General features: G+C 74.5%; 19 protein-coding genes. 12 read left to right on the top strand and 7 right to left on the bottom strand.

Features of this window, described 5'->3' with window-relative positions; all coding sequences use genetic code 11:
• Positions 1-105: 105 nt before the first annotated feature.
• A complete protein-coding gene (locus ACFYNO_RS11505) occupies positions 106-816 on the bottom strand; it encodes a Crp/Fnr family transcriptional regulator (protein WP_388009104.1) in 711 nt (236 codons plus the stop codon).
• 270 nt (positions 817-1,086) lie between these two features.
• Here ACFYNO_RS11505 and ACFYNO_RS11500 point away from each other — a divergent pair, with 270 nt between their 5' ends.
• The 7 genes from ACFYNO_RS11500 to ACFYNO_RS11470 are packed head-to-tail and all read left to right on the top strand — an operon-like array spanning position 1,087 to position 7,541.
• Positions 1,087-2,331 carry a prenyltransferase/squalene oxidase repeat-containing protein gene (locus tag ACFYNO_RS11500; protein ID WP_388009101.1) on the top strand — a complete coding sequence of 415 codons (1,245 nt, stop codon included), beginning with the start codon at positions 1,087-1,089 and terminating at the stop codon, positions 2,329-2,331.
• Positions 2,328-3,017 (top strand): SCO2322 family protein, encoded by a 690-nt coding sequence (locus tag ACFYNO_RS11495; protein ID WP_388009098.1) that lies wholly within the window; start codon positions 2,328-2,330, stop codon positions 3,015-3,017. Before ACFYNO_RS11500 ends, ACFYNO_RS11495 begins: the two co-directional genes overlap by 4 nt.
• Entirely contained in the window at positions 3,014-4,171 is a 1,158-nt protein-coding gene (locus tag ACFYNO_RS11490; protein WP_388009095.1) for a CbiQ family ECF transporter T component, read from the top strand. Before ACFYNO_RS11495 ends, ACFYNO_RS11490 begins: the two co-directional genes overlap by 4 nt.
• Entirely contained in the window at positions 4,168-5,784 is a 1,617-nt protein-coding gene (locus ACFYNO_RS11485; RefSeq protein WP_388009092.1) for an ABC transporter ATP-binding protein, read from the top strand. The genes ACFYNO_RS11490 and ACFYNO_RS11485 overlap by 4 nt, the downstream gene beginning before the upstream one ends.
• Positions 5,745-6,581 (top strand): ECF transporter S component, encoded by an 837-nt coding sequence (locus ACFYNO_RS11480; protein WP_388009089.1) that lies wholly within the window; start codon positions 5,745-5,747, stop codon positions 6,579-6,581. The genes ACFYNO_RS11485 and ACFYNO_RS11480 overlap by 40 nt, the downstream gene beginning before the upstream one ends.
• Positions 6,582-6,637: 56 nt before the next feature.
• Positions 6,638-6,886 carry an SCO4226 family nickel-binding protein gene (locus tag ACFYNO_RS11475; RefSeq protein ID WP_388009172.1) on the top strand — a complete coding sequence of 83 codons (249 nt, stop codon included), beginning with the start codon at positions 6,638-6,640 and terminating at the stop codon, positions 6,884-6,886.
• Between the two features lie 43 nt (positions 6,887-6,929).
• A complete protein-coding gene (locus tag ACFYNO_RS11470) occupies positions 6,930-7,541 on the top strand; it encodes an HAD-IA family hydrolase (RefSeq protein ID WP_388009086.1) in 612 nt (203 codons plus the stop codon).
• 37 nt (positions 7,542-7,578) lie between these two features.
• Here the strand turns inward: ACFYNO_RS11470 and ACFYNO_RS11465 are convergent, their stop codons facing one another.
• Complete coding sequence (locus ACFYNO_RS11465) at positions 7,579-9,633, bottom strand: MFS transporter (RefSeq protein WP_388009083.1); 2,055 nt, start codon at positions 9,631-9,633, stop codon at positions 7,579-7,581.
• A gap of 229 nt (positions 9,634-9,862) precedes the next feature.
• Here ACFYNO_RS11465 and ACFYNO_RS11460 point away from each other — a divergent pair, with 229 nt between their 5' ends.
• On the top strand, positions 9,863-10,903 hold the full coding sequence (locus tag ACFYNO_RS11460) for a peptidoglycan-binding protein (protein ID WP_388009080.1): 1,041 nt from the start codon (positions 9,863-9,865) through the stop codon (positions 10,901-10,903).
• A 10-nt stretch (positions 10,904-10,913) separates the two neighbouring features.
• Here the strand turns inward: ACFYNO_RS11460 and ACFYNO_RS11455 are convergent, their stop codons facing one another.
• The 4 genes from ACFYNO_RS11455 to ACFYNO_RS11440 all read right to left on the bottom strand — a co-directional run bounded on the left by ACFYNO_RS11455 (position 10,914) and on the right by ACFYNO_RS11440 (position 15,387).
• The gene (locus ACFYNO_RS11455) at positions 10,914-11,501 is read right to left on the bottom strand and encodes a TMEM165/GDT1 family protein (protein WP_388009169.1); all 588 of its coding nucleotides are present in this window, start codon (positions 11,499-11,501) and stop codon (positions 10,914-10,916) included.
• 187 nt (positions 11,502-11,688) lie between these two features.
• Complete coding sequence (locus ACFYNO_RS11450; RefSeq protein WP_388009166.1) at positions 11,689-12,408, bottom strand: ABC transporter permease; 720 nt, start codon at positions 12,406-12,408, stop codon at positions 11,689-11,691.
• Positions 12,409-12,467: 59 nt separating this feature from the next.
• Positions 12,468-14,036 carry a dolichyl-phosphate-mannose--protein mannosyltransferase gene (locus tag ACFYNO_RS11445; protein WP_388009077.1) on the bottom strand — a complete coding sequence of 523 codons (1,569 nt, stop codon included), beginning with the start codon at positions 14,034-14,036 and terminating at the stop codon, positions 12,468-12,470.
• A 67-nt stretch (positions 14,037-14,103) separates the two neighbouring features.
• Positions 14,104-15,387: an MFS transporter gene (locus ACFYNO_RS11440; RefSeq protein ID WP_388009074.1), complete on the bottom strand. Its 1,284-nt coding sequence runs from the start codon at positions 15,385-15,387 to the stop codon at positions 14,104-14,106.
• Positions 15,388-15,515: 128 nt separating this feature from the next.
• On the opposite strand from ACFYNO_RS11440, the gene ACFYNO_RS11435 reads away from it, so the two are divergent.
• Both ACFYNO_RS11435 and ACFYNO_RS11430 read left to right on the top strand, forming a co-directional pair.
• Positions 15,516-16,058: a MarR family winged helix-turn-helix transcriptional regulator gene (locus ACFYNO_RS11435; RefSeq protein WP_388009071.1), complete on the top strand. Its 543-nt coding sequence runs from the start codon at positions 15,516-15,518 to the stop codon at positions 16,056-16,058.
• A 101-nt stretch (positions 16,059-16,159) separates the two neighbouring features.
• Positions 16,160-16,954 carry a VOC family protein gene (locus ACFYNO_RS11430; RefSeq protein ID WP_388009068.1) on the top strand — a complete coding sequence of 265 codons (795 nt, stop codon included), beginning with the start codon at positions 16,160-16,162 and terminating at the stop codon, positions 16,952-16,954.
• Between the two features lie 88 nt (positions 16,955-17,042).
• Here ACFYNO_RS11430 and ACFYNO_RS11425 read toward each other — a convergent pair whose 3' ends face one another.
• Entirely contained in the window at positions 17,043-18,866 is a 1,824-nt protein-coding gene (locus tag ACFYNO_RS11425; protein WP_388009065.1) for a glycosyl hydrolase family 18 protein, read from the bottom strand.
• A 450-nt stretch (positions 18,867-19,316) separates the two neighbouring features.
• Between ACFYNO_RS11425 and ACFYNO_RS11420 the strand changes: the two genes are divergently transcribed.
• Both ACFYNO_RS11420 and ACFYNO_RS11415 read left to right on the top strand, forming a co-directional pair.
• Positions 19,317-20,261 (top strand): ABC transporter ATP-binding protein, encoded by a 945-nt coding sequence (locus tag ACFYNO_RS11420; protein WP_388009062.1) that lies wholly within the window; start codon positions 19,317-19,319, stop codon positions 20,259-20,261.
• Positions 20,258-21,073 (top strand): ABC transporter permease subunit, encoded by an 816-nt coding sequence (locus tag ACFYNO_RS11415; RefSeq protein ID WP_388009059.1) that lies wholly within the window; start codon positions 20,258-20,260, stop codon positions 21,071-21,073. The genes ACFYNO_RS11420 and ACFYNO_RS11415 overlap by 4 nt, the downstream gene beginning before the upstream one ends.
• Positions 21,074-21,090: the final 17 nt, after the last annotated feature.

Here is a 21,090-nt window from a genome sequence, read left to right as displayed (position 1 = left end):
GGCCGTCCGGTCCCAGGGTGCCCAGGGCCGCGGCGGAGCGCTGTAGCCGTTTACTCAGGCGCTCGGGCCGGGGGTCCCCGGTGGTGCGGTGGTGCTCCCGCGGTGTCAGTGCGGGCGGTGGTCCGGGGGCTCCAGGCCCTCGGCGAGCAGCCGCAGCGGCCCGGGTTCGAGCACCACCAGGGTGCCGGGGCCGGTCCGCACCAGCTCCTGCTCGCGCAGCAGCCGCAGCGCCTTGGCCACCGCCTCCCGGGTGGCGCCGATCGCGGCGGCCAGGTCGCTCTGCGACATCGGCGCCCGGATCGCCACCGCGCCCGGCCCGGTCCCCGCCGGGCGGCCGGTGCGGTCGGCCAGCTCGACCAGCCGGGCGCAGAGCCTGCGCAGCACGGTGAGCGAGGCGAGCGCCAGCCGCTCGTGGTCGGCGCCGCGCAGCCGGTCGGCCAGCTGCGAGAAGACCAGCCCGGTGACATACGGCCGGGCCGCCATGAACCGGCGGAAGTCGGCGCCGGACACCGCCACCGCCCGCACCGCGCCGATCGCGCTGACCGTGGCGCTGCGCGGGTGCGGCTCCATGGCGGCCATCTCGCCGACCAGCTCGCCCTCGCTGCGCAGCCCGAGGATCACCCGCCCGCCGCGGGCGTCGGCCAGCCAGACCGCGCACCACCCGGCCCGGAGCACCAGCACGTGGCTGCCCCGGTCGCCCTGGCGCAGCAGCGGGACGCCGGGTTCGAAGTCGCGCTCGCGGCCGAGCGCCAGCAGGGCGGCCCGGTCCGCGGGGGTGAGCCGACCCATGAAGGTCCGCCGTTCCCCGAACAGCATCGCTGCGCTCCTCACTGACGGTCCGTCAGTTCCCCTGGGCACCAGGCGCTCCGGGCGCCGCGGTGCGCAGCCCGGTCAGCGCAGAGTGTAGGCGCGCGGGGCGCCGGCAGACAGGCACCCGCGCGCATCGATCCGATCACGCACGCCCCGGTGCCGGTACGGGCCCGGCGGGCGGTGCGGTTACAGTCGTGGGTGGCCGCGCCCGGCCCGGCCAGCGCCTCATCGGGATCGCGGACCACCCGCCGTCCACCGAAAGGCCCGCGCTCCGCCATGCCCGCTCCCGCCCGTATCGGCGCCGCCCTGCTCTCCGCCGGCCTGCTGGCCGGCCTCGCCGCCGCCCCGGCCGTGGCCGACTCGGCCAGTCCGTCGGCCGCGGCGTCCGCCGCCTCCTCGGCCCCGGCCCCGGTCACGCCGCCGGCCGCGGTCTTCGGCAAGGGCGACCCGACGTACGACGGCGTCTGGCGGCAGTCGCTCTCGCTGCTGGCGCTGCACAGTGCCAAGGCCGCGGTGCCGCCCGCGGCGGTGGAGTGGCTGACCGCGCAGCAGTGCGCGGACGGCGGCTGGCCGTCCTACCAGGCGGGAACCGGCTGCACGGCCGGCGCCGAGGACAGCAACGCCACCGCCGTGGCCGTCCAGGCGCTGGCCGCGCTGGGCGGGCACCAGGCGGCGGTGGCCAAGGGCGCGGACTGGCTGAAGTCGGTGCAGAACGCGGACGGCAGCTGGGCCTACAACCCCGGCAACCCCGGCGACGCGGACTCCACCGGCCTGGCGCTCAGCGCGCTGACGGCGGCCGGGGTGGACCCGAAGACGGTCGCCAAGTCCGGCAAGGACGGGCTGGCGGCGCTCACCGCGCTGCAGTTGGACTGCAAGGCGACCGCGGACCAGCGCGGCGGGCTGCAGTACCAGCCGGCCGCGGACGGCGCGGCGCCGGAGGCCAACCCGCTGGCCAGCGCCCAGTCGGCGCTGGCGCTGGCCGGCGGCGCGCTGCCGGTGGCGGCGGGCACCGCCCAGCCGGCCGCCCCCAAGGCACTGGACTGCGCCGGCGTCACCGCGGGCGAGGGCGCGGCCGCCTACCTGGTCGGCGCCCTGGGCGCGAACGGCGGCCACCTGATGCTCAGCACCCCCGGCGCCCCGGCCACCCCGGACTACGCGGCCACCGCCTGGGCGGCGCTCAGCCTGGCCAAGGCGGGCTACACCGCCCAGGCCGCCCCGGCCGTCGACTGGCTCTCCGCCAACGCGGGCGGCTGGGCCAAGGGCAAGCCGGCCACGGGCACGGACGCGGCGGCCACCGCCACCCTGATCCTGGCCGCCGAGGCCAACGGCCGCACCCCGCTCTCCTTCGCCGGCACCGACCTGGTCGCCCAGCTCCTCGCCGCCGGCCCGGCCGCCCCGGCCCCGGCCAAGGCCGCGGCGAAGAAGTCGTCCCAGCCGAACATCTTCCTGATGCTCGGCGTCGGCCTGGCGATCGGCATCGGCTACGGCGTCTTCCTCAGCCGGCGCAAGCGCTCCCAGTGACCCGCCGACGGGCGGGCGGCGCGCCCACCGGTGGGCGCGCCGGGCGGGTCCGCAGGACTGCGGGCTCCCTCACCCTCCTCGCGCTCACCCTGGGCCTGCTCACCGCCACCGCCGCGCCGGCCCGGGCGGCCGGGTACCGCTACTGGTCGTTCTGGCGCGCCGACTCCGGCGGCTGGGCCTACCAGCAGCAGGGCCCGACCCTCTACCGCCCCGCCGACGGCACCGTCGACGGCTGGCGCTTCACGCTCAGCCACGGCGTCGGCGAGGCCGCCGAACGCCCCGGCGCCGCACCCGACTTCGCCGCCGTCTGCGCCAACACCCCGGCCGCGCCCGGGCGCAAGCGGGTCGCCGTGGTCCTGGACTTCGGCACCCCGACCGACGCGCCGTCAGCCGCCGAGCGCCCGCCCGCGCTCCGCACCGCCTGTGCCCGACTGCCCGTCGCCGCCAGCTCGGCGGAGGCGCTGGCGGCCGTCGCCCCGCCGCTGCGGTACGACACCGGCGGCATGCTCTGCGCCATCGCCGGCTACCCGGCCGCCGGGTGCGGCGAGGCGCTGGCCGACCCCGCGCCCGCCGCCGGTGCCGCCGCCCCGCCGGCCGCCCTCCGCCTGCCCGGCGCGCTCGCCCTGATCGCCGTCGTCGCCGCGGGCGCCGCCTGGCAGGTCCACCGCCGCCGGAGGCCGTCATGAGCACCCGTGCTCCCGCCCTGCACCCGGTCGCCTGGTGGCTCTGGGCGCTCGGGCTGGCCGCTGCCGCCTCCCGCACCACCAATCCGCTGGTGCTGCTCCTGGTGATGGCCACCGCCGGCTACGTGGTCGCCGCCCGCCGCGGCGAGGCCCCCTGGGCGCGCTCCTACGCCGGGTTCTTCCGGATCGCGCTCGCCGTGCTCGGGCTGCGCCTGGTCTTCACCGTGCTGCTCGGCTCGCCGGTCGCGGGCACCCACACCGTCCTCACCCTCCCCCAACTCCCCCTCCCCTCCTGGGCGCAGGGCGTCCGGGTGGGCGGCCGCACGACCCTCGAGGGCCTGCTCTTCACGCTCTACGACAGCCTCCGGCTGGCCGCCGTGCTGGTCTGCGTGGGCGCCGCCAACGCGCTCGCCTCGCCGGCCCGGCTGCTGCGCCTGCTGCCCGGGGCGCTCTACGAGGTGGGCGTGGCCGTGGTGGTGGCGCTCTCCTTCGCGCCCAATCTGCTGGCCGACGTGCGGCGGCTGCGCGCGGCCCGGCGGCTGCGCGGGCGGCCGGACCGGGGCGTGCGGTCGGTCCTGAGCGTCGGACTGCCGGTGCTGGAGAGCGCGTTGGAGCGGTCGATCGCGCTGGCCGCCTCGATGGACTCGCGCGGCTTCGGGCGGACCAGGCCGGTCTCCCGCACGGTCGCCCGGGCCACCGCCGCGCTCACCCTGCTGGGCCTGCTCGGGCTCTGCGCCGCCGTCTTCGGCCTGCTCGGCCCGGACGGCGGCGCCTGGGCGCTCCCGCTGCTGCCCATCGGGCTGGCCCTGACCGCCGGCGGACTGGCGCTGGGCGGCCGGCGCACCGTGCGCACCCGCTACCGGCCCGACCCGTGGACCTGGCGCGAGTGGCTGGTGACCGCCTCCGGCCTGGCCGCCGGAATCGCCGTCACGGTGCTGGCGGCCCGCACCCCGGGCCCGTACGCACCCGCCGTGGTGCCGCCGACCGCGCCCGAACTGCCGCTGGCGGCCGCCGCCGCGGTCCTGCTCGCCCTGTTGCCCGCAGTGGTCGCACCGGCACCCCGTCCGTTCACCGCGCGAGCCACCCGAGCCGCGCGAGCCGCCCAGCCCACCCCAGCCGCCCCCGTCCGCCGAGCGCGAGAGGCCGAGCAGTCGTGATCACCTTCGACCGGGTCCAGGTGCGCTACCCGGACGCCGACCGCCCGGCCCTGACCGGCCTCGACCTGACCGTCCCCGAGGGCGAGCTCTGCCTGCTGGTCGGCCCGTCCGGCGCCGGCAAGTCGACCCTGCTCGGCCTGGTCAGCGGCCTGGTGCCGCACTTCACCGGCGGCCGGCTGTCCGGCCGGGTCACGGTGGACGGCCGGGACACCCGGGACCACCGGCCGCGCGACCTGGCCGACCTGGTCGGCACCGTCGGCCAGGATCCGCGCGCCCGGTTCGTCACCGACACCGTGGAGGAGGAGCTGGCCTACGGCATGGAGTCGCTGGGCCTGCCGCCGGCCGTGATGCGGCGCCGGGTGGAGGAGACCCTGGACCTGCTGGGCCTGGCCGAGCTGCGCGACCGCCCGCTGGACACCCTCTCCGGCGGCCAGCAGCAGCGGGTGGCGATCGGCTCGGTGCTGGCCGTGCACCCCAAGGTGCTGGTGCTGGACGAGCCGACCTCCGCCCTGGACCCGGGCGCCGCCGAGGAGGTGCTGGCCGTGGTGCAGCGCCTGGTGCACGACCTCGGCACCACCGTGCTGATGGCCGAGCACCGGCTGGAGCGGGTGGTGCAGTACGCCGACCAGGTGCTGCTGCTGCCCGGCGACGGCACCGCACCCCGGCTCGGCCCGCCCGGCGAACTGCTCGCGCACTCCCCCGTGGTGCCGCCGGTGGTGGCGCTGGGCCGGCTGGCCGGCTGGCAGCCGCTGCCGCTCTCGGTCCGCGACGCCCGCCGCCGGGCCGGCGAGTTGCGCGAGCGGCTGGCCGGCCTGACCCCGCCGCGCCGGGCGGGCCTCGTGCGGGGTGAGGCCACCGCCGAGCCCGTCGCCCGCGCCGACCGCCTCACCCTGCGGCGCGGCCCGGTGACGGCGCTGCACGGCCTCACCCTCGCCCTGCACGCGGGCGAGGTGACCGCCCTGATGGGCCGCAACGGTGCGGGCAAGTCCAGCCTGCTCGGCGCCCTGGCCGGACTGCACGCGCCCGCCTCCGGCACCGTCCGGGTCGGCGGCCTCACCCCGCACAAGGCTCGCCCGGCCCAGCTGATCGGCCAGGTCGGCCTGGTCCCGCAGGACCCGCGCGACCTGCTCTACGCGGAGACGGTGGCCGCCGAGTGCGCCGCCGCCGACCAGGACTGCGGCGCCGAGCCGGGCCGCTGCCGGGCCCTGCTGGAGCGGCTGCTGCCCGGCCTGCCGGACACCGCGCACCCGCGCGACCTCTCCGAGGGCCAGCGGCTCACCCTGGCGCTGGCCGTGGTGCTGACGGCCCGTCCGGCACTGCTGCTGCTCGACGAGCCGACCCGCGGCCTGGACTACCCGGCCAAGGCCCGGCTGGTGGAGATCCTGGCGGGGCTGGCCGCCGAGGGCCGGGCCGTCCTGCTGGCCACCCACGACGTCGAGCTGGCCGCCGAACTCGCCCACCGCACCCTGGTGCTGGCCGAGGGCGAGCTGGTCGCCGACGGCCCGTCGGCCGAGGTGGTGCTGGCCTCCCCGGTCTACGCCCCGCAGGTGGCCAAGGTGCTCGCCCCGCAGCCGTGGCTGACGGTGCGCCAGGTCGCCGAGGCCCTGCGGTGACCCCGCTCGGACCGCGCTCGATCGCGGCGCTCTCCCTGGTCAGCCTGCTCGGCCTGGGCGCCTTCGGCTGGCCGCTGCTCGCCTCCGCGCACTCCGCGGTGGTCGCGCACGCCGCCGACGCGCCCTGGCTGTTCGCCCTGCTCCTCCCCCTGCTGCTGGCCGTGCTGCTGGCCCAGCTCGCCGACACCGGGCTGGAGCCCAAGGCGGTGGCGCTGCTCGGCGTGCTGGCGGCGGCGGGCGCGGCGCTGCGCCCGCTGGGGGCCGGCACGGCGGGGCTGGAGCCGATGTTCTTCCTGATGGTGCTGGCCGGCCGGGTGCTCGGGCCGAGCAGCGGCTTCGTGCTGGGCTCGGTCACCATGGCCGCCTCCGCCCTGCTCACCGGCGGGGTCGGGCCCTGGCTGCCGTTCCAGATGCTGGCGATGGGCTGGGTCTGCCTGGGCGCCGGGCTGCTGCCGCGGACGCGGCGGCGCGAGGTGCTGCTGCTGGCGGGCTACGGGGCGGTGGCGGCGGTGCTCTACGGCACCGTGATGAACCTCCAGGGCTGGCCCTACATCGGCGGCCTGAGCAGCTCGGTGGCCTTCGTGCCGGGCGATCCGCCGAGCGCCAACCTGCCCCGGTTCGCGGTCTACTGCCTGACCACCTCGCTCGGCTGGGACCTGCCCCGGGCCGCGCTCACCGCCGTGCTCTGCCTGACCACCGGCCGCCCGGTGCTGCGCGCGCTGCGCCGGGCCACCCGCCGCGCCGCCTTCGACGCGCTGCCCGAGTTCGGCGAGCCGGACGCTCCCGCGCGAGGATAGAGGGAAACGGCCCGGTGCCGTGCCGGGCCGGCGACCTGGACGGGGGTGCCACCGAGATGGCCACCTTCATGGACGTCCACCACGGGATGGACGGGATCACCGCCGAGGAACTGGAGGCCGCCCACCAGGCGGACCTCGCGATCGAGCGCTCCGAGGGCGTGACCTTCAAGCAGGCCTGGGCCGATCCGGCCTCCGGCACCGTCTGGTGCCTCTCCGAAGCCCCCTCCGCGGACGCGGTCCAGCGGGTGCACGAGCGCGCCGGCCACAAGCCGGACGAGATCCACTCGGTCCCGCTGAGCGTCTGAACCCACTGGACGGGAGCCGGCGGCACCCGTTATCCAGGACTCCGTGACCACCACCGACCGCCCGTTCGACGCCGTGCTGTCCGATCTGGACGGCGTGATCCGCCACTTCGACCACGCCGAGCTCAACCGGCTGGAACGGGCGGCCGGCCTGCCGCCCGGCGAGACCATGCGCACCGGCTTCGCCCCCGGCGTCGACGGTCCGCTGCTGCGCGGCGAGATCGGCCGCGCCGAGTGGACCGCCGCGATCACCGAACGCCTGGCCCGCCGCATCCCCCTCCCCCGCGCCCGCGAACTGGCCGAGGCCTTCGCCGCCGCCCCCTTCACCGCCGACCCCGAGGTGGTCGCCCTGCTGCGCGCGGCCCGCACCCGGATGCCGCTGGTGCTGGTCACCAACGCCACCGCCTGGCTGGACCAGGACCTCGCCCTGCTCGGCCTCCACGACCTGGCCGACGCCGTCGTCAACAGCGCCGAGGTCGGCACGGTCAAGCCCGAGGACCGCATCTACCTGATCGCCGCCGCCCGCGCCGGGGCCGCCCCGGACCGCTGCCTCTTCATCGACGACCGCGCCGAGAACGTGGCCGCGGCCACGGCCCTCGGCATGACCGGCGTCCACTTCCGCACGGCAGCCGATCTGCGGGCCGTCCTCGGGGCCTGAGACCTCGAACCGCCATCGACGCCGCCCTACCCGAGGCCTAGAACGACCGCCCCTCGCTGTGCGGCACGTGCGGCCGGGACGTCGGGTCGGGGTGGTCGTGCGGGTCCCCGCAGAGGGTGCTGCTCAGCCGGGTGAGCAGGTCGGCCAGGTCGGCGAACTGCTTCTCGTCCCAGTCGCCGAGCAGCTTGGCGAGCTGCGATCGCCGGGCCGCGACCAGGGCCGTCGCCACCCGCTCGCCGGCCTCGGTGAGCCGCATCGGCAGCCCGTTGCGCAGCGCCAGTCCGCGGCCCTCGCACTCGCGGGCCGCCGCCTCGATCACGGCGGGCGGGACGATCCGGTGCTCGGCCAGTTCGGCCGGCTCGACGGAGCCCTGGCGGTGCATCTGCAGCAGCAGCCAGCTGGAGGCGGGCTGGAGGTCCAGTCCGGCCTCGGCGGTGATCCGGCGGTAGAGGTCGCGGCGGGCCTCCCGGCTGTTCAGCACGGCGAGCGCGCGGGCGATCTCGTCCACCGAGCTGCGCTCCACCGGGTTCATCCCGATCGACTCGCCCAGGTCGGGCGCGGTGACCGAGGCGCGCAGCGGCTGCTCCTTGATGAAGAGCGCCAGCAGGAAGGCCACCGCGGCGACCGGCGCCGCGTAGAGGAAGACGTGCGCGATGGAGCTGGCGTAGGCGTGCAGGATGCCGTGCGCGACGGCCGGCGGCAGCCCGTGGATCACCCGGGGGTCGGCGGTGATCTCCTTGGGGCTGAAGCCGGCCGGCAGCTGGAGTCCGCGCAGCGCGTCGGTCAGCCGGTGGTTGAGCCCGGTGGTGAAGATGGTGCCGAAGATCGAGACGCCGAAGGAGGCGCCGATCGAGCGGAAGAAGGTGGCGGCCGCCGTCGCCACCCCGAGGTCCTGGTAGCCGACCGAGTTCTGCACGATCAGCACCAGCACCTGCAGCACCAGCCCGAGCCCGAGGCCGAAGACCAGGAAGTAGAAGCTCATCACGGTGGTCGAGGTGGACTCGGTCAGCCGGGAGAGCAGCACCAGGCCGATGGCGACCACCGCGGTGCCCAGGATCGGGAAGACCCGGTAGCGGCCGGTGCGGGCGACGATCTGGCCGGAGCCGATCGAGGTGACCAGCATGCCCAGCACCATCGGCAGCATGTGCACGCCCGACATGGTCGGCGAGACGCCCTGCACCACCTGGAGGAAGGTCGGCAGGTAGGTGAGCGCGCCGAACATCGCGAAGCCCACCACGAAGGAGATCACCGCGACCAGGGTGAAGGTCCGCGAGGCGAACAGGTGCGGCGGCAGCACCGGCTCGGCGGCCCGCCGCTCGACCAGCACGAAGAGGACCAGCAGCAGCACCCCGAGCACGCCCAGCCCGATGATCTGCCAGGAGCCCCAGCCGTAGGTCACCCCGCCGAGCGAGGTCATCAGCACGAAGCAGGTGGCCACGCCGGCGATCAGCACGATGCCCGGGTAGTCGATGGCGTGCTGCCGCTTCACCTCGCTGCTGTGCAGCACCACGGCGATCACGATCAGCGCCACCACGCCGATCGGCAGGTTGATGTAGAACACCCAGCGCCAGGAGAGCTGGTCCACGAAGAACCCGCCGAGCAGCGGCCCGAGCACGCTGGTGGCGCCGAAGACGGCGCCGAACAGGCCCTGGTACTTGCCGCGCTCCCGGGGCGGCACCAGGTCGCCGACGATCGCCTGGGTGAGCACGATCAGCCCGCCGCCGCCCAGGCCCTGCAGCGCGCGGAAGGCGATCAGCTCGCCCATGTTCTGCGCCACGCCGCAGAGCGCGGAGCCGATCAGGAAGATCACGATGGAGGCCTGGAAGAACCGCTTCCGGCCGTACATGTCGCCGAGCTTGCCCCAGAGCGGGGTGACCGCGGTGGAGGCCAGCAGATAGGCCGTCACCACCCAGGACAGGTGCTCCAGTCCGCCGAGGTCGCTGACGATGGTGGGCAGCGCGGTGGAGACGATGGTCTGGTCGAGCGCGGCCAGCAGCAGGGCGAGCAGCAGGGCGCCGATCGGGACCCAGAGGTTGTGCACCTCGCCCTGCTGCGGGGCCTGCGGCGCGGTCTCGGTCGCCGGTTCGGCCATGACCGGTCCTCCGTCTGATGGGGCGGCAGCTTCTGACTCCTCATCGTGTCAGATTTGTCAGCATTTGCGGCCTGCGGTTGCGCCATTCGCAACGCCGCCCGCCCGCGGCCCCGAACTGCCCTGCGAACCGGGCGGCACTGTTCCCCCGTTACGGTGTCCTGCATAATCGGGCCCGTTCGCGCCCCACCCGACCGTCCATCCCCACCCGAGGTTTCAGGAGGATCGGCCCATGCCGGAATTCGCCCAGCCCGGCCCCGGCCGGGCAGGTTCCGGTCCGGTCCGCCCCGAGCACGACGGTGCGTACCGGCACGGCCCCGATCCGGACGGTACGGAGACCGCGATCCTCCCGGCCACCGAGGGCCCGCCGCTGGTCCGCCCGTACGTGGCCGCGCCCGTCCCCGCCCCGCCCTCGCCGTTCGCCCCCGGCGGGCAGCCGGTGCCGCCGCCGCCGGCCTCGGACCCGTTCGCCACCACCCTGCTGCCCCCGGCGGTCGAGCCGTCGCCCGGTCCGGAGGCCGAACCGGCCGCCCACCCGCCGCGCGAGCTCGGCCTCTTCCCGATCAGCGAGGGCTTCCACGAGGAGGACGGCGAGGAGCCCGCCCCGGGCTCGCGCCGCGCCGCCCGGAACGCCCGCCGGCGCCGCACCGGCCTGGTGGCCGTGGCCGGGGCCGGCGCGATCGCCATCGGCGTCGGCCTGGCCTTCGCGCTCACCCCCGGCACCCCGCCCGACCGCCAGGCGATCCCCGTGCTGCCCACCACCGCGGCGAGCCCCACCGACGTCCCGGCGCCGACCGACGCGGCGAACGCCACCCCGGCACGGACCGGCAGCTCCCCGCAGGCGCCCAGCACCTCGGCGAAGCCCAGACCCTCGGCGCCCCGGACCAAGTCCGCCGCGCCCGCCCCCAGCAGCCCGCCCGCGCAGTCCCCCGCACCGCCGGCGCAGCCGGCCCCCGTGCCCGCTCCCGCGACCAGCCAGGCCCCGCCGCCCACCTCAGCGGCGCCGACCAGCGCCGCCCCGAGCCCCAGCGCGAGCACCGCCTCGCCGACCCCGACCGCCGCGCCCTCCCCCGGCGACCGGGGACCGGCCGTGGTCGCCCTGCAGTCCCAGCTGAAGTCGCTCGGCTGCGGCAAGGCGCACAGCGGGGTCTACGACTTCCCCACCCAGTCGGAGGTCGGCCTGTTCCAGAGCAACAACCAGCTCTGGCAGGACCAGTGGGGCACCGTGGGCCCACAGACCCAGGCCGCCCTCGACTCCGGGGCCACCTGCTAGGCAGGACTCGTCAGCCCGTGATCGCGCCGACCACGCTGATCCCGGCCAGCACCAGCATCGCCGCCGCGGCCACCCGGATGATCACCTTCATCGGCACGTGCGCCAGCAGCTTCTGACCGCCCAGCACCGCCAGCCCGCCGACCGCGCAGAGCGCCAGCCAGGCGCCCAGGCCGACCGCCAGCGGATCGGCGTACTTGGCGGCCAGGTTGGCGGTCATGATCTGGGTCAGGTCGCCGAACTCGGCCACCGCGACGACCAGGAAGCTGGTCCCGGCGACCTTCCAGAAGCTGCTGGAGGACGGCTTGCGGCCCTCGTGCCCCTCCTCGTCCTCGTGCTTGTGCAGCAGCAGCATCACCGCGCCGGCCAGGAAGAGCAGACCGGTGACCAGCTCCACCCAGCGGTGCGGCAGCAGCGCCAGCAGGCTGCCGGCCGCCAGCGCCAGGCCCACCTGCACGGCCATCGCGGCGGCCACCCCGGCGAAGACGTACAGCGCGCGGTACTTGGTACCGAGCATCAGCGCGGCCAGCGCGGTCTTGTCCGGCAGCTCGGCCAGGAAGATGATGCCGAAGGTCACGGCGAACACGGTCAAGCTCATCAGGGGTGTCTTCCCTCTGGTCGGGCTGCCCGGCCGCGGTCATAAAAAAAAGAGACCCCGGCCCGACAGCACTGATCACATCACAGCACTGCGGCCGAAGGTCTCGCCGGCACCGGCTGGTGCCCCGGGCGCCGGGCCGCTCGTGAGAGCCGGCCAGTATGTCGACGGTCCGGTGGAGGGCTACTCCCCTTCAACTCCGCCAGTGTACCGGACGCCGCACCAGCCCCCGGCCGACCAGCTCCAGCACCAGCACGATCGCCACCGCCTCCACCGCCAGCAGCGCGATCAGCACGAACAGCTGCACCGCGCCGGCCTGCACGGGCGTGGCCCCGCCGAGCAGCATGCCGACGAAGGCGCCCGGCAGGGTGACCAGCCCGACCGTGCGGGTCTGGTCCAGCGCGGGCACCAGCGAGGTGGCGGCGGCGGTGCGGCAGATCTCCAGCCGGGCGTCCCGGTCCTCGAAGCCGAGCGCCAGCGCGGCCTCCACCTCGCCGTGCCGCTGGGCCAGCTCGTCCAGCGCCCGGCGGCCGGCCAGCGAGGTGGCGGTCAGGCCGCCGCCGATCAGGATGCCGGCCACCGGCACGACGGTCAGGCCCTTCGCGGGCAGCAGCCCGCTGCCGAGCAGCAGCGCCAGCACCGGCAGCACCCCCGCGCCGATCGGCAGCGCCGCCCAGGCCCAGGACCAGCCGGGCTCGTCGGTCATCCGCCGCCCGGCCGTGCGCACCGCGACGGTGAACATCAGCAGCACGAAGAGCGCGGTCAGCCAGAGCGAGCGGACCACCCAGGCGATCACCAGCGAGACGGCGGCCAGCTGCACCACGGCCCGCAGCCCGGCCCGCAGCACCGCCCGGCCCTGCCCGAGCCGCCCCCACCCGGCAACCGCGACGGCGGCCGCCAGCAGGGCCGCCATCACCACCCCGAGCAGCGGGGTGACCTTGAGCAGTTGGGTGGCGGAGGAGCCCGCCGCGATCAGATCCAACTGGTGAACCACATCCGGTCCTGCCAGGCCGTCATCGGGATCACCTGCGCGGTGTAGAGCGGCAGGAAGTAGAGGAAGCAGCCCATGATCGCCAGCACCAGCGCGCCCGCCGAGGCCCCGCCCCAGGCCCGCCGCCGCACCGAGGCGTCCGGCGGTCCGAGGATCGCCCCGAGCATCTGGGCGACGGCCAGGCAGAGGAACGGCACCAGCACCACCATGTAGAAGGAGAAGATGGTGCGCTCCTGGAACTGGAACCAGGGCAGGTAGATCGCGGCGACCGCGCAGAGCACCGCGCCGGAGCGCCAGTCGCGGCGGAAGAACCAGGCCCAGAGCGAGTAGAGCAGCGCGAAGCAGGCGGTCCACCAGAGCAGCGGGGTGCCGAGCGCCAGGATCTGCGAGGCGCAGTTGCCCGAGGCGGTGCAACCCTGCTGCCCGTTGCTCACCTGCTGCCAGTACATGCTCACCGGGCGGCCCTGGACCAGCCAGCTCCACGGGTTGGACTGGTAGGTGTGCGGCGTGGTCAGGGTGGTGTTGAAGTGCCACATCTCGGTCTGGTACTGCCACCAGGAGCGCAGCGGCCCGGGCAGGAACCCGCCGGGGTGGGTGTCGGCCCAGTGCCGGTCGTAGCCGCCGGAGCTGGCGAACCAGCCGCCCCAGGAGGCCAGGTAGACGCCGGCGGCGACCAGCACCATCGAGCAGAAGGCGGGCACCGCGTCGTGCCGCAGCATGCTGAGCACCGGGCGCCGGGCGCCGGCCCTGCGGCGGCCGGCCTGGTCCCAGAGCACGGTCAGCAGGCCGAAGGCGGCCAGGATCTGGGCGCCGTTCCACTTCACCGAGCAGGCCGCGCCGAGCAGCACGCCGGCGGCCAGCCGCCAGGGGCGCAGGCCCAGCCGCACGGTGTCGCCGTCCACGCCCTCGGCGAGCAGCCGCTCCCGGGTGCGGTCGCGGTCCACCAGCAGACAGCCGAAGGCGCCCAGCACGAAGAACATCAGCACGCCGTCGAGCAGGCCGGTGCGGCTCATCACCAGTTGCAGGCCGTCCACCGACATCAGCAGCGCGGCGGTGCAGCCGATCAGCGTGGAGCCGAAGAGCCGGCGGCCGATCCGGGCCAGCATCAGCACCGAGAGGGTGCCGAGCAGCGCGACCATCACCCGCCAGCCGAACGGGTCGAGCCCGAAGGCGGCCTCGCCGATCGCGATCACCCACTTGCCGAGCGGCGGGTGGGCGACGAAGGCCCAGCCGCTGTTCAGCGGGATGGACTGCGGGTGGGCCAGGATCGCGGTGTTGGCGTTGTCCGCCCAGCTGCCCTCGTAGCCCTGGTGGAGCAGCGACCAGGCGTCCTTGGGGTAGTAGGTCTCGTCGAAGACGAAGGCCTGCGGGTTGCCGAGGTTCCAGAACCGCAGCACCCCGGCGAAGAGCGCGACGGCGAGGGGGCCGAGCCAGCCGGCGTACCGGACGGCCCAGGGGAAGCGCCGGCCGAGTTCCCGCGGCAAGGAGGGACGGCCGGCCGGGCGGGGTTCCGCCTCGGCCGGCCGCTCGATGACTGCCGTGTCTGCCATGGCCCCACCGTAGAGAGTCGTTGATCACCGCCGACTCTAGGCGGCCGGGGTCCTGCCCGTCACCCTCTCACGCCGCCGTCTGGAGCTCGCGGACCGGCACGGTCACCGGGGCCGCCGGCACCGCGTTGTCCTGCTCCGGGGTGAGGTGGCGGCGCAGCCGCAGCGCCAGGGTGATGATCAGCAGGGTGCAGCCGGTCATCGCCGCCAGGTAGAGCGGCCAGGTGCCGGAGCCGACCAGCAGCACGCCGACCGCCGGGCCGACCGCGATGGCGGTCTGCTTCACCAGGGCGAAGGCCGAGTTGTAGGTGCCCAGCAGCCGGGCGGGGGCGAGCTCGGCGACGATCGGGCCCAGGGTGGGCGCCAGCATCGACTCGCCGATGCCGAAGAGCACGTAGATGCTCACGATCGCCACGGTGGCCAGCGCCGCCTCGCCGCGGACCAGGCCGGCCAGCAGCGCCGCGGCCCAGGCGCCGAGCCAGACCACGCCGGTGGCGGCCATCGCGGTGGTGCGGCGGCGCCGGGCGGTGATCCGGACCATCAGCATCTGCAGCAGCACGATGGTCAGCGCGTTGGCGCCGATCGCCAGGCCCAGGGTGGAGGGCGCGGTCTTCACCGTGTCGGTGGCGAAGGCGGCCACGCCGGACTCGAACTGGCCGTAGCAGGTGAAGAAGATCAGCCCGGCGACCAGCAGCACCCGCACCATCGCCTTGTCGGCCGCCAGCGCGCGCAGCCCGCTGCGCGGCTGCTGGCCGGTGACCAGCACCGGTGCCGGACGCGGGATCCGTGCCGTCCCGGTGACGGCGGCCAGGCCCAGGAAGGTCAGCGCCTCGATGGTGAAGAGCCGGGTCAGGCTGGCCGGGTCGGCGGTGTCCACGATCTGCCCGCCGACCAGCGCGCCCAGGCCCATCCCCAGGTTGATCAGGGTGAACTGCAGCGCGAAGGCGTGCGAGCGGGTCGCCGCGGTGGAGCAGCGGACGATCATGGTGGCCAGGGCCGGCTGGCAGGTGGTGACCCCGCCGCCGAAGAGGAAGACGGCGACCAGCAGCCCGGCCGTGCTGTCCGCCTGCCCGAAGGCGAAGGCGCCGACGGCGGCCATCGCGCAGCCGGCCAGCAGCACCGGGCGCGGCCCGTAGCGGTCGATGCCGCGGCCGGCGAACGGCAGCACGGCGAGCGCGGCCAGCGCGAAGAGCGTGAACACCATGGTCGCGGCCATGGTGCCGAGCCCGCGGACCTGGTCCACGTAGACGAACATGTACGGCATCGTGAACCCGCTGCCGAAGGCGCTCAGCGCGTTCCCGACCTGGACCCGGCGCAGGGGGCCGCCGCCCGCACCGAACTTCTGCTGCTTCATGGAGACACCCCTCACGTGGACCGGAGCCGTAGTTTTAGCTCGTAAGATTTCGAAGCTAAACTCTACGGGTAGAAAGACTCCACTGTCAAAGTCTTAACCTCGCTACCGAGCGTGGGACACTGATCCGCATGAGCGCACGCAAGGCCGCCGCACCGGCCGCCGCCGAGCCCGACAGTGAGCTCGACATCGCCGAGCAGGTGGCCGCCTACCAGCGGGAGTTCCCGACCGTCGACCCGCAGGTGGAGACGATCGTCTCCACCCTCTCCCGGGTGGCCCGGCGGATGGCGGTGGCCTACGGGCGGCAGCTGACCGTGCTCGGCATCACCAGCGCCGAGTGGGAGGTGCTGAAGGCCCTGGTGGTGGCCGGCAGCCCGTACCGGCTCGGCCCCGGCGAGCTGGCCAAGCGGCTCGGCCTGACCCCGGCCGCGATGACCCACCGGATCGACCGGATGGTCGCCGAGGAGCTGGTCACCCGGAAGCGCGACGAGGCCAACCGGGTCCGGGTGATCATCGAGCTCACCGAGAACGGCCGGGACAAGTGGCTGGAGTCGATGCGGATGGCGGCCGTCTTCGAGGAGGAGCTGCTGCAGGACGTGGCGCCCGAGGAGCGCGCCGACCTCTCCGGCCTGCTCGGCCGGATGCTCACCCGGATCGAGGACACTGCCCCCTGAGGCGCCGTTGAGTGGCGGGAGCGCGGGCCCGGCGGCAGGGTGAGTCCGGGGGGCAGCAGAACCGTCCCATCGGACCAGTTCCCGCCCTGGAGGCGACACCCATGCCCGTGGTCAACGAACCCTACGCACCCGGCACGCCGTGCTGGGTCGACCTGATGGCTCCCGACCAGCAGCAGGCCATCGACTTCTACCGCGACCTGTTCGGCTGGCAGGGCGAGATCGGCGCCGAGGAGTTCGGCGGCTACGCCGTGCTCACCCTGAACGGCAAGGCGGTGGCCGGCATCGGCAAGGCGATGGCGATGGGTGACAACCCGCCGCCGCCCACCGTCTGGACCACCTACCTGGCCAGCGCGAACGCCGCCGAGACCGCGGCCAGGGTGACCGCCGGCGGCGGCACGGTGCTGTTCGAGCCGATGACCGTCGGCACGGTCGGCAAGATGCTGGTCGCCCAGGACCCGACCGGCGCGGTCTTCGGCGTCTGGGAGCCGCTGGACTTCTTCGGCGCCCAGGTGGTGAACGAGGCCGGCGCGGTGATCTGGAACGAGCTGAACACCGGTGACGTCGAGGCCGCGCGCGCCTTCTACGGCCCGGCGCTCGGCGTCGAGCTGCGGCCGATGGACGACACCGGCGGGATGGGCGAGTACTTCGAGCTGGCGGTCGGCGGCAAGGCGGTCGGCGGTGCGCAGAGCCTCGCCAAGTTCCCCGCCGAGGTCCCGCCGCACTGGGCCACCTACTTCGCGGTGGACGACGTGGACAGCACGGTGGACGCGGCGGTCCGGGCCGGCGGCTCGGTGCTGGTGCCGCCGATGGACACCCCGGTGGGCCGGATGGGCTCGCTCACCGACAACCAGGGCGGCGCGTTCTGGGTGATCAAGCCGCAGCCGCCGGGCGCCTGAGCCCGCGGCCGGTCGCTGAATGGTCCGTGCCCCCGGAGCGTGATCGCTCCGGGGGCACGGTGGTTCAGGTGATGCTCAGCCGCCGGGGTCAGCAGGGGCCGTTGTCGGTCCAGACGCCCCACTGGCCGCTCTGGCTCGGGATCTCGTTGGTGGTCCACCACTTGTTCGTGTAGTAGTGGCCGTTGTACGAGACCTTGGTCGGCGAGGCGTAGACGGCGCTCGCGCTCCAGGCCGGGGCGCCGGTGCAGGTGCCCGGGGTGCCGGTCGCCGGCGGGGTGGAGACCGGCGGGGTGCTCACCGGCGGGGTGGAGACGGGCGGGCTCGACACCGGCGGGGTGCTCACCGGCGGGGAGCTGGCCGGCGGGGTGGAGACCGGGGCGCTGCTGGTCGGCGCGGCCGGGCAGCTGGCCGCCGAGCCGTTGGTGTCCTTCACCATGGCGTTGAACAGGGTGGCGGCCGGGTCCAGGTCGTAGAGCGAGAAGGCGAACGAGCCGCCGAGGCCGTTGCAGTGCAGGTAGTCGGCCTTGGCCTGGATCGACTGGGCGTTCTCACCGGACCAGAAGGTGGTGCCGTCGTAGAAGTAGGCGGCCTTCGCGGTGTCGTCCCAGTAGGTGTCCGCCGGGTTGTCGACGATGCCGCCGAGCTCCTTGTACATCCGGATGCCGTTGACGTTGCCGGAGTCGGCGGCGCCGGTGGCGGGACCGGTGGCGGTCTGGAAGAGGCCGTGGCTGCTGCCGGCCGGCACGCCGGTCCAGCCGCGGTAGTAGAACGGCACACCCATGTTGATCTTGTTGGCGGGGAAGCCGCCGGGGATGCCGTAGCCCGGGTCGCCGGCCGTCCAGGCCTTGATGCCCTCGTTGATCGAGTACTTGGCGCCGCCCGGGGCGACCGGGGTCATCGGGTCGTTCGGGTCCGAGTACAGCGCGGCCTGGTGGTTGGTCGGGCCGGTCGCCTCCCAGCCGCCGTGCATGTCATAGGTCATGACATCGCCGAAGGTGAGGTACTGGCCGATCTTGTCGGTCTCGATGTTCGCGATCTTGTCCTGGCCGGCCGGCAGCGCCGCGCTCAGCGCGTAGGTCTTGCCGTCCGCCGCGCCTTGGGTGTTGAGCTCCGAGCGGAACTCCGAGAGCAGCGCGGTGTAGTTCTGCTTGTCCGCGGTCGCGGAGTTGTTGCCGGTGTGGCCGCCGCCGCCCGGGTACTCCCAGTCGATGTCGAAGCCGTCGAAGATGCCCGCACCGGTGCCGGCGCCGCCGTAGCCGCCGTCCGAGGGCAGGTTGCCCTTGATGAACATGTTGATGCAGGAGGAGACCAGCGCCTTGCGCGAGGCGTCGGTGGCGGCCGCGTTGGAGAAGTACTTCGAGTAGGTCCAGCCGCCCAGCGACAGCAGGATCTTGAGCTTCGGGTACTTCGCCTTCAGCTCCTTGAGCTGGTTGAAGTTGCCCACGATCGGCTGGTTGTAGGTGTCGGCCTGGCCGTTGACGCTGATGTCCGAGCCGAAGGACTTCTCGTAGTCGGCGAAGGCGTCGCCCGCGCCGTCGCCGGCGTTCGGGTTCGCGTCGTTGGTGTCCGCGGCCTTGGTGGCCTCGAAGCACTGCAGCGTCGTCGGGTTGATGTTCTCGAAGTCGTAGATCAGGTAGTCGAGGTTGCCGGCCACGCCCGAGGTGTCGATGTTCTTCGGGTAGTAGGCGTTGGCGTAGATCGACCACTGGTCGAAGTAGGCGACCTTGATGCCGCCGCTGGTCGCGGCCGCGCCGGTGGTGTTGGTCGCGGCAGCCTGGGCGGTGCCGCCCGAGGTGAGCGCCAGGGTGGCGCCGAGCAGCAGGGAGGCCGCGGTGCCGGCCGCGAGCGCGGCCAGGCCCTTCGACCGGCGCTTGCCCGGAACCTGCTCCCGGGCGAGTGAACGGGTGAGCATGAGGTGCGACTCCATGGTGTGGGGGACCGGTCGTGCCCGTGGGCGGGAACGTCCGGGGCGGGGTGGGACCCGCTCCGGACAGGGGCATGACATGGGGGAATCGTTGCGCGGTAGCCGGGCACCCCAGGACCGGCGTCAGTGGAATGCGCCGCTGACGCCGGCTCAGGGGCTCCCTGCACCTGCGGATTAAAATGGACTAGACCAACCGGACCGTCAAGAGCCGTTCGCCACACTTGAGTTGCCGTTAAGGTAGCCCGATCGGCGGGATCCCCGGTGACCTGCGGCTAAACCTCCGCACCCGAAGCGAGGTCCGTCTCAAGATGTAGCCGGACTGCATCTCCCGTCGCACCGGCGCCGGCCGGGAATCCTCCTCATGCGGCTCGATCGGCCCGCGGCCACTGCCTAGCGTGGGAACCTCGCCGTCCACCCACCCTCGCCCGAGGACCACAGATGATCGAAGCCGTCGGCCTCACCAAGCGCTACGGCCCCAAAACCGCCGTCCAGGACCTGAGTTTCAGCGTCCGCCCAGGCATCGTGACCGGATTCCTCGGCCCCAACGGGGCCGGCAAGTCCACCACCATGCGGATGCTGCTCGGCCTGGACAACCCCACCTCCGGCCACGCGACGGTCAACGGCCGCCGCTACGCCGACCACCGCGCGCCGCTGCGCGAGGTCGGCGCCATGCTGGAGGCCCGCGCCATCCACACCGGCCGCACCGCGCAGAACCACCTGCTGGCGCTGGCCGCCACCCACGGCATCCCGCGCTCCCGGGTGACCGAGGTGATCGAGCTGGTCGGGCTGCGCGAGGTGGCCCGCCGGCGCGCCGGCGGCTTCTCGCTCGGCATGGGCCAGCGGCTCGGCATCGCCTCCGCGCTGCTCGGCGACCCGGGCACGCTGATCCTCGACGAGCCGGTCAACGGCCTCGACCCCGAGGGCATCCTGTGGATCCGCAACCTGCTCAAGGCGCTGGCCGCCGAGGGCCGCACGGTGCTGGTCTCCTCGCACCTGATGAGCGAGATGGCGCTCACCGCCGAGCACCTGATCGTGATCGGCAGGGGCCGGCTGATCGCCGACACCTCGGTCGCCGAGTTCACCGCCGGCGCCTCCCGCGGCGGCGTGCGGGTGCGCACCCCGCAGGCCGCCGAGCTGACCGCGCTGCTGGGCTCGCTGCCCGGCGCGAGCGTCACCGCCGAGGAGGAGCCCGACGTGCTCACCGTCGAGGGCGCCGACAGCGAGGCGATCGGCCGGCTGGCCGCCGAGCACCGGGTGGTGCTCTTCGAGCTGACCCCGCGTCAGGCCTCGCTGGAGGAGGCGTTCATGGAACTCACCCGGGACGCCGTCGAGTACGAGGCCGCCGTGCGGCCCGCCGAGCTGGTCGAGGAGCCCGCCGCATGAGCACCACCTTCGTCTCCCAACGGGCCGGCTCCGGCTCCGTCACGCTGCCCCGGGTGGTCGCCGGGGAGTGGATCAAGTTCCGCTCGCTGCGCTCCAGCTGGATCACCCTGGTGGTCGCCTCGGCGCTCACCATCGGGCTCGGCGCGCTGTTCTGCTGGGCCACCATGAGCCGCTGGGACCACCTGCCGGCCGACGAGCGGCTCGCCTTCACGCCCGCCGAGCACAGCCTGCGCGGCTACTTCCTGGCGCAGATGGCGATCGGCGTGCTCGGCGTGCTGGTCGTCACCGGCGAGTACTCCACCGGCATGATCCGGGCCTCGCTCTCCGCGGTGCCCAAGCGGCTGCCGGTGCTCTGGGCCAAGGCGCTGGTCTTCGGCGCGGTCACCTGGGTGGTGGCCACCGCCTCGGTGCTGGTCGCCTTCTTCACCGGCCAGGCGATCCTGGCCTCGAAGCACCTGGACACCACGCTCTCCGCGCCCGGGGTGACCCGGGTGGTGCTCGGCACCGGCCTCTACCTGACCGCCATCGGGCTGCTCGCGGTCGCCCTGGGCACCCTGGTGCGCAACACCGCCGGCGGCATCGCCTCGGTCTTCGGCCTGCTGCTGGTGCTGCCGCTGCTCAGCGAGGCGCTGCCCAGCTCCTGGCAGGACAACATCATCCCGTACCTGCCCAGCAACGCCGGACAGGCGCTGGCGCACGTGACCCGGGCCCCGCACGAGATGGCGCCCTGGGCCGGCTTCGGACTGCTCTGCGGCTACGTGGCCGTGGCCCTGGCGGCCGCCGCCGTGGTGCTGAAGCGGCGCGACGCGTGATCCGCCCGGCCGGGCCG

The sequence above is a fragment of the Kitasatospora sp. NPDC006697 genome (genome assembly GCF_042869935.1).
GTDB lineage: Bacteria > Actinomycetota > Actinomycetes > Streptomycetales > Streptomycetaceae > Kitasatospora.
Note: the sequence above shows the minus strand (reverse complement) of the source record. Positions and strands in the feature narration are given on the sequence as shown.

What these genes read in the sequence shown, in the direction of transcription:
- ACFYNO_RS11490 (WP_388009095.1), top strand. Translation starts at nt 3,014, where the DNA reads ATGAGCACCCGTGCTCCCGCCCTGCACCCGGTCGCCTGGTGGCTCTGG.
- ACFYNO_RS11505 (WP_388009104.1), bottom strand. Translation starts at nt 816, where the DNA reads ATGCTGTTCGGGGAACGGCGGACCTTCATGGGTCGGCTCACCCCCGCG.
- ACFYNO_RS11500 (WP_388009101.1), top strand. Translation starts at nt 1,087, where the DNA reads ATGCCCGCTCCCGCCCGTATCGGCGCCGCCCTGCTCTCCGCCGGCCTG.
- ACFYNO_RS11460 (WP_388009080.1), top strand. Translation starts at nt 9,863, where the DNA reads ATGCCGGAATTCGCCCAGCCCGGCCCCGGCCGGGCAGGTTCCGGTCCG.
- ACFYNO_RS11430 (WP_388009068.1), top strand. Translation starts at nt 16,160, where the DNA reads ATGCCCGTGGTCAACGAACCCTACGCACCCGGCACGCCGTGCTGGGTC.
- ACFYNO_RS11435 (WP_388009071.1), top strand. Translation starts at nt 15,516, where the DNA reads ATGAGCGCACGCAAGGCCGCCGCACCGGCCGCCGCCGAGCCCGACAGT.
- ACFYNO_RS11425 (WP_388009065.1), bottom strand. Translation starts at nt 18,866, where the DNA reads ATGCTCACCCGTTCACTCGCCCGGGAGCAGGTTCCGGGCAAGCGCCGG.
- ACFYNO_RS11440 (WP_388009074.1), bottom strand. Translation starts at nt 15,387, where the DNA reads ATGAAGCAGCAGAAGTTCGGTGCGGGCGGCGGCCCCCTGCGCCGGGTC.
- ACFYNO_RS11445 (WP_388009077.1), bottom strand. Translation starts at nt 14,036, where the DNA reads ATGGCAGACACGGCAGTCATCGAGCGGCCGGCCGAGGCGGAACCCCGC.
- ACFYNO_RS11465 (WP_388009083.1), bottom strand. Translation starts at nt 9,633, where the DNA reads ATGGCCGAACCGGCGACCGAGACCGCGCCGCAGGCCCCGCAGCAGGGC.
- ACFYNO_RS11450 (WP_388009166.1), bottom strand. Translation starts at nt 12,408, where the DNA reads ATGGCGGCCCTGCTGGCGGCCGCCGTCGCGGTTGCCGGGTGGGGGCGG.
- ACFYNO_RS11415 (WP_388009059.1), top strand. Translation starts at nt 20,258, where the DNA reads ATGAGCACCACCTTCGTCTCCCAACGGGCCGGCTCCGGCTCCGTCACG.
- ACFYNO_RS11475 (WP_388009172.1), top strand. Translation starts at nt 6,638, where the DNA reads ATGGCCACCTTCATGGACGTCCACCACGGGATGGACGGGATCACCGCC.
- ACFYNO_RS11420 (WP_388009062.1), top strand. Translation starts at nt 19,317, where the DNA reads ATGATCGAAGCCGTCGGCCTCACCAAGCGCTACGGCCCCAAAACCGCC.